At 25.5% G+C, this 16,824-nt stretch carries 10 protein-coding genes, 1 tRNA gene and 1 pseudogene; 2 read left to right on the top strand and 10 right to left on the bottom strand.

Annotated elements, in window-relative coordinates:
* From fdhF to T523_RS03980, 10 genes are all read right to left on the bottom strand, one after another.
* Positions 1 to 2,064: a formate dehydrogenase subunit alpha gene (gene fdhF, locus T523_RS04025; protein ID WP_042707641.1), complete on the bottom strand. Its 2,064-nt coding sequence runs from the start codon at positions 2,062 to 2,064 to the stop codon at positions 1 to 3.
* 147 nt (positions 2,065 to 2,211) lie between these two features.
* Positions 2,212 to 3,066: a formate/nitrite transporter family protein gene (locus tag T523_RS04020; protein WP_042707640.1), complete on the bottom strand. Its 855-nt coding sequence runs from the start codon at positions 3,064 to 3,066 to the stop codon at positions 2,212 to 2,214.
* Positions 3,067 to 3,978: 912 nt separating this feature from the next.
* A complete protein-coding gene (locus T523_RS04015) occupies positions 3,979 to 4,587 on the bottom strand; it encodes a class I SAM-dependent methyltransferase (protein WP_042707639.1) in 609 nt (202 codons plus the stop codon).
* A 131-nt stretch (positions 4,588 to 4,718) separates the two neighbouring features.
* Entirely contained in the window at positions 4,719 to 6,002 is a 1,284-nt protein-coding gene (gene truD, locus T523_RS04010; protein WP_042707638.1) for a tRNA pseudouridine(13) synthase TruD, read from the bottom strand.
* Between the two features lie 65 nt (positions 6,003 to 6,067).
* Positions 6,068 to 6,141 (bottom strand) — tRNA-Arg (locus T523_RS04005).
* A 259-nt stretch (positions 6,142 to 6,400) separates the two neighbouring features.
* Positions 6,401 to 6,817 (bottom strand): hypothetical protein, encoded by a 417-nt coding sequence (locus tag T523_RS04000; protein WP_042707637.1) that lies wholly within the window; start codon positions 6,815 to 6,817, stop codon positions 6,401 to 6,403.
* Positions 6,818 to 6,892: 75 nt separating this feature from the next.
* Positions 6,893 to 8,263: an AIR synthase-related protein gene (locus T523_RS03995; protein ID WP_042707636.1), complete on the bottom strand. Its 1,371-nt coding sequence runs from the start codon at positions 8,261 to 8,263 to the stop codon at positions 6,893 to 6,895.
* Positions 8,264 to 8,825: 562 nt separating this feature from the next.
* Positions 8,826 to 9,422, bottom strand: a complete 597-nt coding sequence (gene hisH / locus T523_RS03990; RefSeq protein ID WP_042707635.1) for an imidazole glycerol phosphate synthase subunit HisH — start codon at positions 9,420 to 9,422, stop codon at positions 8,826 to 8,828.
* Between the two features lie 401 nt (positions 9,423 to 9,823).
* Positions 9,824 to 10,909 (bottom strand): Ni-sirohydrochlorin a,c-diamide reductive cyclase catalytic subunit, encoded by a 1,086-nt coding sequence (cfbD, locus tag T523_RS03985; RefSeq protein ID WP_042707634.1) that lies wholly within the window; start codon positions 10,907 to 10,909, stop codon positions 9,824 to 9,826.
* A 945-nt stretch (positions 10,910 to 11,854) separates the two neighbouring features.
* The gene (locus tag T523_RS03980; protein WP_042707633.1) at positions 11,855 to 13,042 is read right to left on the bottom strand and encodes a redox-regulated ATPase YchF; all 1,188 of its coding nucleotides are present in this window, start codon (positions 13,040 to 13,042) and stop codon (positions 11,855 to 11,857) included.
* Positions 13,043 to 13,484: 442 nt separating this feature from the next.
* Here T523_RS03980 and T523_RS03975 point away from each other — a divergent pair.
* Positions 13,485 to 14,357 (top strand): annotated as a pseudogene (locus T523_RS03975) (metallophosphoesterase); the annotation flags it as partial.
* Positions 14,358 to 14,743: 386 nt separating this feature from the next.
* Positions 14,744 to 16,777 carry a phage holin family protein gene (locus tag T523_RS03970; RefSeq protein ID WP_042707841.1) on the top strand — a complete coding sequence of 678 codons (2,034 nt, stop codon included), beginning with the start codon at positions 14,744 to 14,746 and terminating at the stop codon, positions 16,775 to 16,777.
* The last annotated feature ends 47 nt before the right edge of the window (positions 16,778 to 16,824 follow it).

Here is a 16,824-nt window from a genome sequence, read left to right as displayed (position 1 = left end):
CTACTCCATTTTTTCAACATTAATAGCACAAGCTTTAAGTTCTACCATTTTAGATTTTGGATCGAATGATTTTGAGTTAGTTAACATGTTTGCTGCACATTCAGTAAAGTGCATAGGTATATTAACTATACCAGGTTTAATATCATCAGTAACTCTTGCAGGAATCTCAATAGATCCTCTTCTAGAACTTGCTTTTACAATTTCGCCATCTAAAATACCTAATTTTTTAGCATCATCAGTGTTAATTTCAATATATCCAGTTTTTACCTCATTAGCTAAAGTTTTACATCTTCTAGTCATTGCTGCATGGTAATGGAATAAAAGACGTGTAGTAGTTAAAAGGAATGGATATTCTTCATCAGGAACTTCTACAGGACCAGTATGTTCTAAAGGTTGGAATATAGCTAATCCATCAGGATGTGAGAATTTTTCTTCATACATTAAAGGACCACATGGATCATCAACACTGAAACAAGGCCAGTGGCAAGCTTCAGGAGTATCTAATCTTTCAGAACTTATACCAGACATGTTTGGAGCAACTTCTCTGATTTCTTCCCAAATATCTTGAGCAGTTTCATAATGGAATTGTTCTGGATGTGCATCTTCACCCATTCTAATAGCAATTTGTTCCATGATTTTCCAATCTAACATTGCTTCTCCAGGTGGATTTTGAGCTTTACGTACTCTTTGAACACGTCTTTCACCATTAGTGAAAGTACCATCTTGTTCACCCCAACCTGCTGCAGGTAATACAATATCTGCACATTGTGCAGTATCAGTCATGAAAAGATCTTGTACAACTAACATGTCTAAGTTAGCTAATGATTTTTTAGTATGGTTAATATCTGCATCAGATAATACTGGGTCTTCTCCAGTAATGTATAATACTTTTAAATCACCAGTTTCAGCTGCATTAATCATTTCAACTAAAGTTAAACCAGGTTCAGTACTAAGATTACAACCCCAGTATTCATTCATCCATGCTGTAGTTTCTGGATCTTTAACTTTACGATATCCTGCATAATCAGTAGGTAATGCTCCCATATCACAAGCACCTTGTACATTGTTTTGTCCTCTTAATGGGTTTACACCAGTACCTTCTCTTCCAAGATTACCAGTTAACATAGCCATGTTAGCAGTGGACATAACATTATCTGCACCATGTGAGTGTTCAGTAATACCTAATGAATAAACAATTGCTGCTTTATCTGCTTTAGCATATTCAATTGCAATTTCTTTAATTAATTCAGGATCAGCTTCAGTAATTTCAGCTACTCTATCTAAGTCATATTTTTCAACAACATCTTTAAATGCATCGAAGTTTTTAGTCCTTTTTTCAATAAATTCTTTATCTTCAAGACCTTCATCTATGATGATTTTCATCATACCATTTAACAATGCAACATCAGTACCTGATTTAAATTCAAGATAGGTATCAGCAATTCTTGCAGTAGGAGTATAACGTGGATCAATTACTACAATTTTTGCACCATTATTTTCTTTAGCTCTAATTAATTTACGACCAAATAATGGGTGTGCTTCCATACTGTTAGCACCAATAACAATAATATAATCAGATTGTTCAATACTATCGAATCCATTGGTCATAGCACCTGAACCAAAAGAGTTAGCAAGTCCAGCTACAGTAGGACCGTGACAAATACGTGCACAGTGATCAACATTATGAGTATTACATGCTACTCTAGCGAATTTTTGAGTAACAAAAATGTTTTCATTTGGTGATCTTGCACATGCATAAAATCCTATTTGTTTTGGATCTTCTGCTTTAACTTCATTTAATTTATTTGCAATTTTAGTTAAAGCTTCATCCCAAGTAGCTTCTCTAAATTCACCATTTTCTTTGATAAGTGGTTTTTTCAACCTATCTTCTCTATTGATAAATTCCCATGAAAAGTTTCCTTTTGGACATAATTTTCCAGAGTTTACAGGATGTCTTTTCCATGGTTCAACACCACAGATTTTACCGTCTTTTACAACGAGGTTTAATCCACAACCAGTTCCACAGAATGGACATATTGTTGGGACATATTTTATCTCAACCATTTTATAATCTCCATATTAAATTATATTAAATTTTAATCTCTCTAAAAATATATGTGTAAAATAATGTTATACCCCCTAGTTTAACATTATTTTGTGTTTTATATGGATCCATATATTTTTTTAAATTTAGTCTTATTGATAACTTGTCTACATAATTCCAACAAGGTAATCATTACCATTTTTAATATAGACAAAGTAGTAAATCATTGCAACGAATATAGCTCCACCAATTATGTTACCAATTGTTACAGGAATTAAGTTATTTACAATAGCTTGAGTCCAAGTAATTTTTCCACCTAAGAAAATACCTAATGGGATAAAGAACATGTTTGCAACACTGTGCTCAAATCCAAGGGTAACGAAAGCCATAATTGGGAACCAAATACCTAATATTTTACCAATTACATCATCAGAAGCTACTGCTAACCAACATGCTACACATACAAGCCAGTTACAACCAATACCTCTTAATAATGCTTGGGTCCATGTAAGGGATGCAGTTGCTTTTCCAGCAGCCATAAATTTAGCACCACCAAGTGCTTTAGTACTAGCAACTGTAATTGCTCCAGCTTTGAATGGTGCAGCTGTCATAATACCTGTTGAGTATGCAAGTACATATGCAACAAATAAAGCTCCAACAAAGTTGAAAACCCAACTGATAATCCAATTTTTACCTAATTTACCAGCAGTAGTTCTACCAGATAATACACTTAAAGTCATGTATAAACAGTTTCCAGTAAATAAATCAGATCCAGCAATAATAACCATAATAAGACCTACAGGGAACACTGCCCCGAATACTAATTTACTAAGTCCAACAGGATAACCTGCAGCAACCATTCCGGCATTAGCAATTTCTGCTAACATTCCACCAAATGCAATATATGCACCAGCAAGGAAACTTAATAAAACAGCTTCAGTTACTGTTGCATTACCTTTTGCCTCACCAGTTGTTGCTACTGCAGCAGCAACCTGTTTAGGACTTTTACAAGAAGAACTCATTTTAATAACCTCTATTTTCCCATATTATTTTTTTTTGATAATACTTAGTTACTCATAATATTCCCACATATTACAAGTCTTAATAGTATTATGTTTACTTATTTTCTTAATTCTATTAATAAAAGATTTTCATTAGATTCAAATGAAAATATTTATATAATAAGTTCAGATAATATAATAATATTACAATTAAAAATCATGATAAATACTATTTTTTAAACTAATTTTAAAAATAAAAAAAACAGATTAATTAACTTATTTTTATTAAATATTAATAATATATCTTTTAATAAATAATACAATGATAAATTCATCTTATTTTCTAATAATATAACTACTTCTTAAATTTTTTAAAAAAATAAAAAGAAATTAAAAAATTATTATAAATCATGATAAATTTTTTTATACACTAGATTTTTATATTCATAAAATTAGTTTTTATTTTGATTTTAACATCATTAAAGATTCTAATAGATTTAAAATTTTAGACATTAAAAAAACATGTCAAAAATCAATTTATCATTATTTATCATTGTAAACTAATTCATGTCGATGAAATAAATTAGAATAAAAAAATCTTAAATAAATAAATATTAAAAAATAAAGATTTAAATTCAAATTAAATATATAATAATTGAAATAAATTAAAAATAATAAATATAAAACCCATTTTAAACAATAAAATAATATTAATCGAAATGAAATATATAAAATTATATTTATTGAATTTATTAAAAATTCAAAGTAATAAAAAAGCATTTTTAAAAGAAAGATAAGAATAAAAAAAAGAATTTAATTAAATATAATAGATAAAAAAAGAAATATACACTTAAAAAAGAAATATTAACTAAAATATAAATTAATAAGAATTTTCTAACTATATTCTACATTAATTATCATAATAAAATTCAATCATTTTGTAAAAATTATTAAATAATGAGATTTACCAGTTTCAATATCTTCACCAGTATCATTTATTAATTTTAAACATTTAAGACCATGTTTATTAAAAAGCTTTTCAATTTCTTCAGAACTCATTCTTATAGGATAAGGAGGACCATGTTTTGCTTCTTGTTTTTTATAGTCCATAATAGCAATTTTTCCTCCAGGTTTAATAATCCGTTTAAATTCTTCAACAGCTTCATCTAATTTTCTTACTGCATTAAAGCCATGAAAAACATTAACCATTAAAACAACATCTACAAAATCATTAGGAATATTTACATGATTTGTAAAATCCCCAACAAGAGGAATAATATTATCAATATCCTCTTCTTTAATTTGATTTTTTAAATCATCAATTGAAGGTTCATATATGTCAACAGCATAAATTTTACTATCATCATTTAATAATTTTCTTGCTTCCATTGCAATATGTCCATCCCCACAGCCTGCATCCATAAATATTTCATCACCATTTAAATCCAAATTATTTAAGATTTCATTTGCATCTAAAAATGATTCACTAGATATTCCTTGAACTCTATGACCATTTGCTGGAGCCATCATACTTTTTTTCATTTTATACACCTTTTTTAAATTCTATTAAGTAAACTAAATTATTAAAAATTTCAGATAATTATAAGTCCACTTATCTTTAAATCTAAAAATAAATTTAAACAATTTAAAAAGAATTTTTAAAAGAATATAAATTATACAACATCTATTTTCATGATTTCTCTTAAAACAGCTGTTGCATAAGAACCTTTATTTATTGAAAATTCAACAGAAATTCCATCTTCAATTAAATCAACATTTGTATCCCATATTTGAAATCTCATAGAACGTCTTAAACCATGGCTTCCAAGTTTAGGCATTTTAGGACATTCAAAATCTTCTTTATTTAAATTATAACTTTTTAAAACTTCTTTTTCCATTTCTCCTACTTTTCCACCTGCAAATGGGACTTTTGTACCATATAAAGGAGAAGTAGGGTTTCCTTGGAAATTAGTAATTAATTCTTGATACTCAAAAGGTGTTTTATCTCTTATAATAGCTTCATCATTGTCAATTACAATATCTCCTTCAACATATTTATCAATACCCATTGCAACTCTTCTACTTACAACATCATTAAATAAATAAGATTGATAAGCATGTACAAACATTCTTTGAAGAGGTTTTGGAAGACTTAAAAGAGCACTTTTATAAGATTCATCATTAAGTTGTCCAAATTTATTATAATCATGAATAAGTTGTCTTAACATCATCTTTTCATAACGCATACCACCATGCATTAATTCTAATGATTTTCCCATATCTCCCTCATCATATGCTTTTCTTGCTTTTTGACTATCTAGAGATTCTAATTCAGAAGGATTACCAATATATAAATCTACAGCCTTTTTAAGATCATTTTGTACTAATGCTTCACCTACTAAATGAGTAGTAGTTCGTGGTTTACCAAATCTTTGCCAACCAAAGTAATTAGGAACACCTGTCTTTTCTAATTGTTTTAATACATCACGAGCAATTTCTGCAGCATCTTCTAAACTTTTAACATTATCATTGAATGGAATATGTTTAATATTTATTTTAAATTTATTTCCTTTAAGCTGACCCATTCTTAATTTTTTATGACCTCTTACTACTTTAAGAAATTTAGTATTATGAATACTATTTTTTAAATCTAAAACTTCTTGAAGTTTTTCATCAGATTCCATATTAGAAATACAAATCCATTGACGAGTTATAGCTTTCTTATCTTTCATTCCTGCAAAACCAGTCCTTTTACGACTAATATGCAAATCTCTTGAAATATCTAAAACAACATCTAATGTAGTTCTTCCAAGTTTTTCTATCCATATCCATATATTTGGACCTTCACCTTCAGGAAGATGTTCTGGAATCTCTTCAACATAAAAATCTTCATATTTATCTCTAATTACTCCACCAATACCTGGATTATTTGTAACATATGTGTTTGCATTAAGCATAATATCTAAAACCTAAAAATCATTAAAATAATATAAAATCTAAAAAGCTAAGAAAAAAATAGTTATGCCCTGGCCGGGATTTGAACCCGGGGAATAGGATCCGCAATCCTACGTGTTATCCAAACTACACCACCAGGGCATTTATATAAAAATTTAAAAATAACATTATAAAATCTTACAATTGTAAAACTTCATATATAATAAATTTTAGTAAGTTATAATATTTAAAACTTTATTAAAATTATTAAAAAAATAGGAAATCTCAAAGATAAATTAAAAAATATAAATATTAAAAATTTTAATTTAAATAAAAAAATTTACTTTAAAATTTAATATTTTAATTAATAATTAATAATTTAAACTATAAATCATTATAAAAATATAAAATTAAATAATATTTAGTAAATACTTAAACTAAATAAATAACCATTTACATATCTTGTAGCAGAATTATAATTATCTGATTTAGAATTAATATTCGATACTAAAGTTTTACCATTAACAGTGAATAAATAAGTTTTATTTGGAATTGTCTCATTTAAATATTTTTGAGAAATATATTTTGCATTATTAAAATTATTTGAATATTCTATTTCACAATAAATAGAATTTAAAGTATTATCCTCAGACATTAATTCTAGAACATCTTCTGCAGTATTATAATTATTTAAAGTTTTAGAATTAGAATTTAAAATATTTAAATTATTATTTACATTAAAAGCAAAAATTACAATGAAAATTAGAAAAATAGCTAAGATACCATCAAGTATTGAATAAAATCCTTTTTTATCAAAGATGAATCTTTTAAATAACATAATTATTATTAAATTTACTCCTTTTAAATTAATAAAAAATAATTAATAAAAATTAATTATTTTAAAAGAAATTTACTAACGATTATTTAAAATATAATCAATAACTTTATCTTTTTTATTTATTGCATTATCTGCTGCTTTTTGAACTTTATCTTTCATTATTTCAAAGTCTTCAGGAGTAGTATCTCCAACTAATTTTTTAATTTTAGTATAAGCAGCCTCTCTAAATAATGGAGTTAAAGTTTCAACAGAACCATCTTCATTAATAAGTCTTGGACTACCTTCATCATCAACTTCACCAATAATATCTATTGGTACATTAACTGATTTAATAGTTTTAATAACTTCATCAGAAATTTCCGGAGGTACAATTAACATTAATGAATCAGTAGATACTCCAAGAGGATCAATATTTAAATTTTCTAACATATTTAATACTTTAGGTGCTACAAGACTTTTGATTTTTTCATGATTAAATTTTAAACCTACACCAGTAGTTGAAGATATTTCATGAGCATCTCCACGTAATCCTCCATTTGTAACATCAGTCATAGCATGAATATCTTTAACAAGATCATTATTAAATAATGCATTAGATGCTTTTACAAAGTCAACATTTAATGTATCCCATACAACATCAAAGTATCCATTATATAATGCAGTAGTAGTAATAGTTCCTCCACCAGCACCTTGAGTCATTAATATAATATCTCCTTCAGTAGCTCCTTTTCTTGCAGTAGGTGGATATGGACTTACACCAACACTTCCAACAGCACTTACTAATCTATCACCTAAAACCATATCTCCACCAACACGTAATGTACTACCTGCTACAAGTGGAACATCAAGAAGTTCAGATACTGCACATACTCCTGCAGTAAAATCAAATAATTTACCAACATCTCCATCATCTGCAAGATGTAAATCACTTAAAATAGCTACTGGATCTGCACCCATAACACAGACATCTCTTAAAGTTGCACGTGTTACATGGAATCCTCCTAAAAATGGGTAGTCACTAAGTCTTGAGTGTACTCCATCAACAGCAGTAGTGACATAGATATCATCATTATTAGATTTAACCTTTACTACTCCCCCATCATCTTGAGCAGATGGATTAACCTCTGAATCAGTATTTGTACTTGATACAATTTGTGCAATTCTTCTATGTACAAAGAAATCACCAGCACCACGAGATCCTACTCCCATTTGACCCATACCAACACCTGATTCAGGTATTTTTATTATATCTTTTAATTCTTCATCATCACTATCATTAAGTTTAAGTGTTGTGTTTACCTCATCAATAACACTTTGAGCCATTAAAAGAGAACGTTCATCATTTATATCTTTATATTCTTTAATCCTTTCTGCAAGAATCTCTTTTAATTCTCCTTCATCTTGACCTTCTTTAAGTCTAGATCTTACAAATCCTTCAATATCCATTATTACACCATAATAATTATTAAACAAAATATTAAACAATTATTTTCTATTTTATAATAATTACTTTAGAAAATTTAAGAGTCATGAAATAATTGTTTAAATACATAGTTGATTAATAAAAATAAATTATTAAAATAAAAATTTATACATAAATTAGTTTAGTTTAAGATTAAATAAAATTTTTGATTACAATCTAAAAAAATTTTTTATAAATTAAATATTTTTAAAAATCAAACAATAAAATAAAGAAGATAAGTAGAAAGAAAATGAAAAGATTATAAAAAACTAAAATATATAATTTAAACATTTAAAAAATAAAATTAAAAAAATAAAGCTAATAAAATACACAAAAATTAAAAATTAACACTAAAAATTAACACTAAAAAAATAAAGCTAATAAAATACACAAAAATAAAAAAATAAAATAAAAAAATAAAACTAATAAAATATGCAAATTTTAAAATAAATATATTTAAATTTAATTTTCAAGTAATAAATACTGTTTAAAATTTTATAAAAAATAGATTTCAAGAATTTAAATATTAAAATTTAAAAGATAAATTTAATATTTTAAGTTTACAAAGTTTTTAAGTATTTTAAGACCAAATTTTCCACTTTTTTCTGGATGAAATTGAGTAGCATAAACATTGTTCTCACATAATGCTGCAGGTACATCAAAACCATAATCACAAGTTGCAACAATATTTTCCTCATTATCAGGATTAGCATAATAAGAATGTACGAAATAAAAATATTTTCCATCCATACCTTCAAGAATTGAACATGGTCTACATAAATTTAATTTATTCCAACCCATATGAGGTATTTTAAGACCTTTAGGTAATCTTTTAACATGTCCCTTAAAAATATCTAAACCTTTAACATCAGGTGTCTCATCACTAGTAGAAAGTAATACTTGAAGACCTAAACAAATACCTAAAAAAGGTTTATCATCATTAATATGTTCATAAATAATATCTTTAAAAGGTTCAAGATTTTCCATTGATGCACCAAATGAACCTACACCTGGTAAAACTAAATAATCAGCATCAGCTAATATTTCAGGATCATCAGTAAGTTGTACATCTACTCCTATTTTTTTAAAACCATTAGAAATACTTCGAATATTTCCACTTTTATAATCAATAATAGTAATCATATTATCTTCCAAAATAGATTATTAAAATTAGAATTATTATAAATTCTTAAATAAATTATCTTTTAAAACTCCACTAAAAATCTAGTTATATAATATTATATTAATAATAATATTTAATTATTAAATAAAATTATTAAAAAATAAATTATATTATACTAAAAAATAAATATTAAAAATCCATTAAAATTATTGAAATTTAATATTAAATTTTTTAATATGATTTCAATTAATAAAATTAACTAAATTTTAAAATAAATAAATTTTAATTAGTAATTAATAAAAAACTCTGTTAAAACCATTCTAGAATATAATTTATATAATTAAAAATTAAAGTTTAAAAAAAATTAGTAAAATAAATAAACAAAGTATAAGTATAATATTTTCTAATTTAAAAGTATAAATTATTCATTAGCCCACTCAATAACAGAACGAATCATCATACCAAAATCAGAATCAACAACACTATCTACACCAAGAGTTTTAGAATGTGCATCAAGTTCTGCAATAACATGATTATAACCATCATCACGTAAAGCTTCTACAAGTCTTGGACCATCAGTTACTGCAATAGATTCTACATTCAAATTATCGATTTTAAGAGCATGGGGAACACCTACTACAACTAATAAATCAATGCCTTTATTTTTAAGATATTTTTCTGCAACATCACCAGTAATAGGATATTCATCAAGACCTCCAGTAATATAATCAAAATCAATATTTGAGTATTTCTTTAAATCTGATTTAACATTTTTTGCATGAGTTCTTATTCTTGGAAGACCAATATTTTCATCTAAATTTCCAATAAATATTGGTTTATTATTTGGATTAATTTTAGTATAATCAAAGTTTAAAATATCAGCAAATAAATATGATGTCTCTTTTTTAGCATTTAATACAAAAGCAACCTTTTTATTATCACGAATAGCATCAACAATTATATTTGCAATTTTTTCTTTATTATCTCCAAAATTAGGTTTAATATATTTACCTTGTGCCATACCTCTTGTTTTTTCAACTTCAGTAGCAAGTTTTAACATTTTAATTTGTCTATCTGCTTCTTCTTTAGGTATTACACCATATTCAACTGCACGTTCTAAGACTAAAATAGCTCCTTCAGTATTATCTCCTTCACCTAAACCTGCATGAACTTCAACAGGTATTATAATGCAATCTAAATCAACATTTTCAATAGCTTCTTTTAAATCTTCACCTATAATCATACTAGCACATGTTCCAACAACTCCCATAAGTTTAGGATGAAACATATTATATGCTTTAATTAATGTTTCTTCTAATTTTTCACCAGCACCTAAAATAAAATCATTTTCACTCATACCTGTTGTTAAAACACGTACTCCATCACTTTCTAATAATCTACTTGTTCTAAAGCAACATCCTTTAGGACCATGCATAACAATAACATCAACATTTAAATCTCTTAATGTATATAATGAAGCAGCTATAGGACTTGGACGTGGATGCATTCTTTCACCTTTTTAATTAATTAAATAAAATTATAATTTTTAAATAAATTTTAGATTATTGAAATACTTTAAATTCAAGATATATAACTTATACTTAAAATATAAATTTTAAACTCCAAATACTTTAAATTCAAGATATATCTTATAATTAACATAATCTTTAAATAAATCATAAATACTTAAAATTTTTTAAATTTAAGATATATAACCTATAATTAATATAATCTTTAAATAAATCATAAATACTTAAAATTTTTTAAATTTAAGATATATAACCTATAATTAATATAATCTTTAAATAAATCATAAATACTTAAAATTTTTTAAATTTAAGATATATAATCTATAATTAATATAATCTTTAAATAAATCATAAATACTTAAAATTTTTTAAATTTAAGATATATAATTCATTTAAAAACAATGAAATTTATAAAAAATTCATAAATAAGATTTTCAATATTAACTAAATCTATCAAAAAATATATTATTTAATTTAATATCTTTAAATAATTTTATTTATACTTAATATAATTTTAAGAGGAGCATTTCAACTGTAAATATTGTTTAATTAAAAGTATATTATTTTTAATAAAAATTTAAAAAATAATTATTAATTACTAATCATTAAAAATAAAAAAACAAAATTAATAAAAATAAAAAATAAATTAAAATTTTATTAAATAGGTTTAAAATATAAATAAAAGGATAAGAAATCAAAATCACTTAAATAGAAAAATAAAAAAAAACAAAGTAAACAATAAATAGCTAGAAATAATAATAAATAAAAATTATAAATAATACTTAGAATACGAAAATTAAAATAATTAAAAAAATAATATAAAAAATCCACCAAAATATAGGATTTAAAACAATGAAAAAAATAGATATAAGAAAAACCCAATTAAAACCTAGAATTTAAAACAATAAAAAAAATAAAAGAAATTAAGTAGTTACAATACTTATAATGTCTCCATCAACAAGTTCATAATCACTAGCTATTCTCATATTTTTTCTTGCATCAATTGCATATAAAAATTTATCACCAATATCTGTATGGATAACATATGCAAGTTCTTGAGGAGTTGCACCTCTTTTAACAAGTATTGCATCAGGTAAAATATTACCTTTTTGATCTGAATATTTATGTTCGTCTTGAACAGGATAAACAACAATCATATCAAGTAAATCAAATACAGCTGTATTTAATGCTTTTTGAATACCTGTACTTCCATAAACATCTAAAATATTAGTTTGAATATAATCAAGTGCTAATTTTTGTTTTTTAGAAAGTTTATCTTCTTCAATAATTTCAAATGAAGAATCTCCTGAGATATATTTTATAAGGCCAGATTCTGCAGCTCTAACAAGAGCAAGTTCTGATTCAGCACTTGTTGGAATAACATGAGGATATTTTTCTTGAAGTCTTTTAATATTTTCACCTGAAGTAGGTAAATCTGCTTTATTTGCAATAATAATCATAGGTTTTGCAAGGTGTAAAATATTACGTGAAAGTTCAATTAAATCTTCTTCTTCCCAATTAGTATAATCAGGATCCATTTTTCTTTTTGCTTCAATTACATCCTCTATTGTAACGCCAGTACCAGATAATTGGTCAAATATTACATGTGCAACATCTAAATGTTCAGCACCTATTTTACGTGTAAGTCTTACCCAATTTCTATTTAAAATTCCATATAACCACATTACAATCTCATTTTCCATGAAATCAATATCATCTAATGGATCATGAGATCCAGGGTCAACTGGATTTCCTTCAGCATCTGTAGAACCAGAAGCATCAATTACATGAATCAATACTTTTGCTTGCATTAAATCATCTAAAAATTTATTACCTAAACCTTTACCTTCATGTGCTCCAGGTACTAAACCTGCAACATCAATAAGTTCTACAGGTATAATTCTTTTTCCATCTTTACAATCTGAATTTCTAGGATTACATGTTACACCAAGTTCTTTACAAGGACATGTTCCAATAACATGACCAATAGCTATGTTTGCATCAATAGTTGTAAAAGGGTAATTTGCCATTTCAACTTTAGATGCTGTAGCTGAATTAAAGAATGATGATTTTCCTACATTTGGTTTTCCTGTAACAGCAATTTGTAGCATAATATCACTAAATATAAAATAAATAAAAATTTTATAAATTGAAAATCTTTTTAATAAAAATAAATATAAAATTAGTTTTTGAATTTTTATATAGAATTTTACTTATTAATTTATTTTACAAAAAACTAAAATTTTTAAATTCATATTACTTAAGTTATTTTTCTATATATAAAATAAAACTCTACTTATTATAATATATTTTTTAGATTTATAAATATTATTATATATCCTAATCAAATAGTAATTAAATGTATAAAAACAAATATTATATATTCTCTAAACTAGTTGAAATCATTTAAAAATTTTAGATTAAAATTTATTAAATTCAAAAATTAATAATCTAAATTTCTAAATATATTCTTAAATAATCAATAAAAAATGAATAAAAAAAGATAGAAATTAAAATTTAAATATTCAATATATAAAACACAGTGATGATAAAATGGAAGAAGATAAACCTACAGCATTAGCTGCAAGACAAATGATTCAAAAAGCCATGACTATAACACGTGAAAAAATAATACCTATGGAATTTGATGAAAGTGTTTATGATATTGTAGAGGTTAATGTTGAAATTAAAAATCTTAATCCAATGTTTCATGATTATAAAATCGTAAACTTATCAGATCTTCATCTTGGACAATGGTTAACAGCAGAATATCTTGAAGGTGTGATAAATATAGTAAATAAACAAAAACCAGATATGGTTGCTTTAACTGGAGATTATGTATCCTATATATTAGATGATGTTGCAGATGATCTTCAAAGATGTCTTTCAATGTTAAAACCGAAAGATGCTTCACTTGCAGTACTTGGAAACCATGATCATTGGAATGGTGCTGATAGAATACGTGAAATACTAAAAAATTCAGGAATAATTGATATAAGTAATGATGTTTATACAATTAAAAGGAAAAGAAATAATAAAACTTCACAATTAAACATTGCTGGTGTAGATAGTATGATGCTTCAGAAAGAAGACATTGATACAGTAATGAAAAAACTTCCTAAAGAAGGACCTGCAATAATGTTAGCACATGAACCTGATTTTGCAGATATCTCTGCATTAACTGGAAGATTTGCACTACAAATATCTGGACATTCACATGGAGGACAATTTATAATTCCAGGTCTTAACACAACAATACTTAGAGGATCATGTTCCCATAAATATCCTGTAGGAGAATACCAAGTAGGAGACATGATTCAATATACAAGTAAAGGTCTTGGAACAAATATTTTTTGGCTTAGAATAAATTGTGCACCAGAAATAACAATTTTTAAACTTAAAAGTCCAGACGTTCTTAAAAAAGAAAATAAAGATGATAAACATCATAAAAAAATTTATGTTAAACATTCAAATCAAATAAAACCATTTCCAACAAGAAAAGAAATAAATAAATTTTTAAATATTGATGATATTGAAAATTTTATTGAAGAAAAAACTAAAGAACTAAAAGAAAAAATGTCAATAAATGAAAATGAAAACAATAAGAAAAACAAAAATTAAAATAAACCCCTTAAAAATAAAAAAACAAAAATTAGTATAAACAATAAATAAAATTTTCCAATTAAATAAAAATCAATATCAAATATTTAAATAAACTATTTTTACAGATAAAATGATATAAACAATGAAATGGTGAGTGTATGGAAAGAGAAAAACCAGATACTGAAAAGCTAAAAAGAACACTTACTAGAATGCCTGAGGATTATCAACCAAAAGTTGAAAAATTTTCATATAAAAATTTCTTTTTACGTACACTTATAGTTTGGATAGGAAATATAATTGGTTTTTTAATTATTGCACCATTTAAACTAGGATTAACTGTAGATAGTATTACTACTGCAATAATTGTAGTAACCATTGTAGGTATAGTAAATGCTATACTTTGGCCAATTATTACACGAGTATTTATGCCATTTTTTATATACACCTTTGGAGCAGCATCACTTATTTTTAATGGATTATTCTTTTGGATACTTAATTTTTTTGTTCCAGGATTTTCAATAGATGGACCAGCTACATTTTTAACACCATTATGTATGGCTGGAGTAAATACATTTCTTTCAGGAATAATTACTATTGATGATAATAGTTCCTATTATCGTGCAGTTACAAGAGATGCAATAAAACTTAGAAGAAATAATCCAATGAAAAAATCTAAAGGTATGATTATTATTGAAATTGATGGATTAGCTTATGAAATTTTAAAAGAAGCAATAGAAAAAGATTATATGCCAACTCTTAAATCTTGGATTGAAATAGGTAGCCATCATATTACAGAATGGGAAACAGATCTTTCTAGTCAAACTGGAGCAAGTCAGGCAGGAATACTTCAAGGAAACAATGAAGGTATTGTTGCATATAGATGGGTTGAAAAAGAAAACAATAATAAAATTATGACTTGTGGAAGTTTTAATGATGTTAATGAAATAGAAAAAAGAATATCAAATGGAAATGGATTACTTATTAAAAATGGTGGAAGTCGTTGTAATTTATTCTCTGGAGATACAGATAATGTAATATTTACATTATCAAAAGCATTGAACTTACAAAAAATGTATAATAAAGCATGGGTATCTGTATTTGCAAATCCAAGTAGTTTTGCACGTATATGTATTCTTTTCTTAGAAGAAATCGTTATAGAAATATACTCACAAATTAAACATTCTATTAAAAATATTAGACCTAGAATAAGAAGAAGTCCAATATATACACTTACACGTGCAGGAACTAATGTTTTCCTAAGAGAGGTAAATACACAAAGTATTATTTTAGATATGATGGTTGGAAATCTAGACACAATATATGCAACTTATCTTGGGTATGATGAAGTTGCACATCATTCTGGAACAAGAGATGAAGATTCTTTTAATGTTCTTAGGAAACTAGATAAACAAATTGATCGTATAAAAAATGCTATGAGATATTCTGAAAGAAAATATGATATTGTGATTCAATCAGATCATGGTCAATGTAATGGAGCTACCTTTAAACAAAGATATGGGGTAAGTTTTGAAAAATTTGTAAGAAGTTTACTTCCAGAAGATATGAAAATATATAGTGTAATGGGATCAAATGATAAAAATGATTTAAAAGAAGTATTTATTCCATTAAATAGACAAAAAACATATTTAGAAAACATGTATAAAGATAGCCTTGATTACATTGAAAAATATAGTCCAGTACAGTATAAATTTAAAAAACCTGAAAACTCAGAAGTAATAGTACTTGGTTCAGGAAATCTTGCATTAATTTATCTTACACAATGGCCTAGAAGATTATATTATGAAGAAATTGTAGAATTCTTCCCTAATTTAATTCCAGGTCTTGTTAAAAATAAGTATATTGGATTTATACTTGTAAATTCAAGTCTTAATGGACCAATGGTAATTGGAGAAGAAGGAATATATTATCTTAATAATGGAAAAATCAAAGGAAAAAATCCATTGAGAGGATATGGTAAAAATGCAAGATATCATCTTAAACGTACTAATTCATTTAAACATTGTCCTGATATACTTGTAAATAGTTTTTATGACCCTGAAACTGAAGAAGTATGTGCATTTGAAGAGTTAGTAGGTAGTCATGGAGGTATGGGTGGACCTCAAACAAAACCATTTATTATGCATCCAAGTACATGGCAAATAGAAAATGAAATCATTGGTGCAGAAAATCTTTATAAAGTTCTTAAAAGAGAAATAGAAAAATTAGAAAAATATGAATATTAATTATATTATATTCAAAATAAAGATTAAATTATATTTCTAAAATCAAG

It is taken from the genome of Methanobrevibacter wolinii SH, assembly GCF_000621965.1.
GTDB lineage: Archaea > Methanobacteriota > Methanobacteria > Methanobacteriales > Methanobacteriaceae > Methanarmilla > Methanarmilla wolinii.
Note: the sequence above shows the minus strand (reverse complement) of the source record. Positions and strands in the feature narration are given on the sequence as shown.

Coding starts and splice junctions, on each gene's coding strand:
- fdhF (WP_042707641.1), bottom strand. CDS start 2,064: ATGGTTGAGATAAAATATGTCCCAACAATATGTCCATTCTGTGGAACT.
- T523_RS04020 (WP_042707640.1), bottom strand. CDS start 3,066: ATGAGTTCTTCTTGTAAAAGTCCTAAACAGGTTGCTGCTGCAGTAGCA.
- T523_RS04015 (WP_042707639.1), bottom strand. CDS start 4,587: ATGAAAAAAAGTATGATGGCTCCAGCAAATGGTCATAGAGTTCAAGGA.
- truD (WP_042707638.1), bottom strand. CDS start 6,002: ATGCTTAATGCAAACACATATGTTACAAATAATCCAGGTATTGGTGGA.
- T523_RS04000 (WP_042707637.1), bottom strand. CDS start 6,817: ATGTTATTTAAAAGATTCATCTTTGATAAAAAAGGATTTTATTCAATA.
- T523_RS03995 (WP_042707636.1), bottom strand. CDS start 8,263: ATGGATATTGAAGGATTTGTAAGATCTAGACTTAAAGAAGGTCAAGAT.
- hisH (WP_042707635.1), bottom strand. CDS start 9,422: ATGATTACTATTATTGATTATAAAAGTGGAAATATTCGAAGTATTTCT.
- cfbD (WP_042707634.1), bottom strand. CDS start 10,909: ATGCATCCACGTCCAAGTCCTATAGCTGCTTCATTATATACATTAAGA.
- T523_RS03980 (WP_042707633.1), bottom strand. CDS start 13,042: ATGCTACAAATTGCTGTTACAGGAAAACCAAATGTAGGAAAATCATCA.
- T523_RS03970 (WP_042707841.1), top strand. CDS start 14,744: ATGCCTGAGGATTATCAACCAAAAGTTGAAAAATTTTCATATAAAAAT.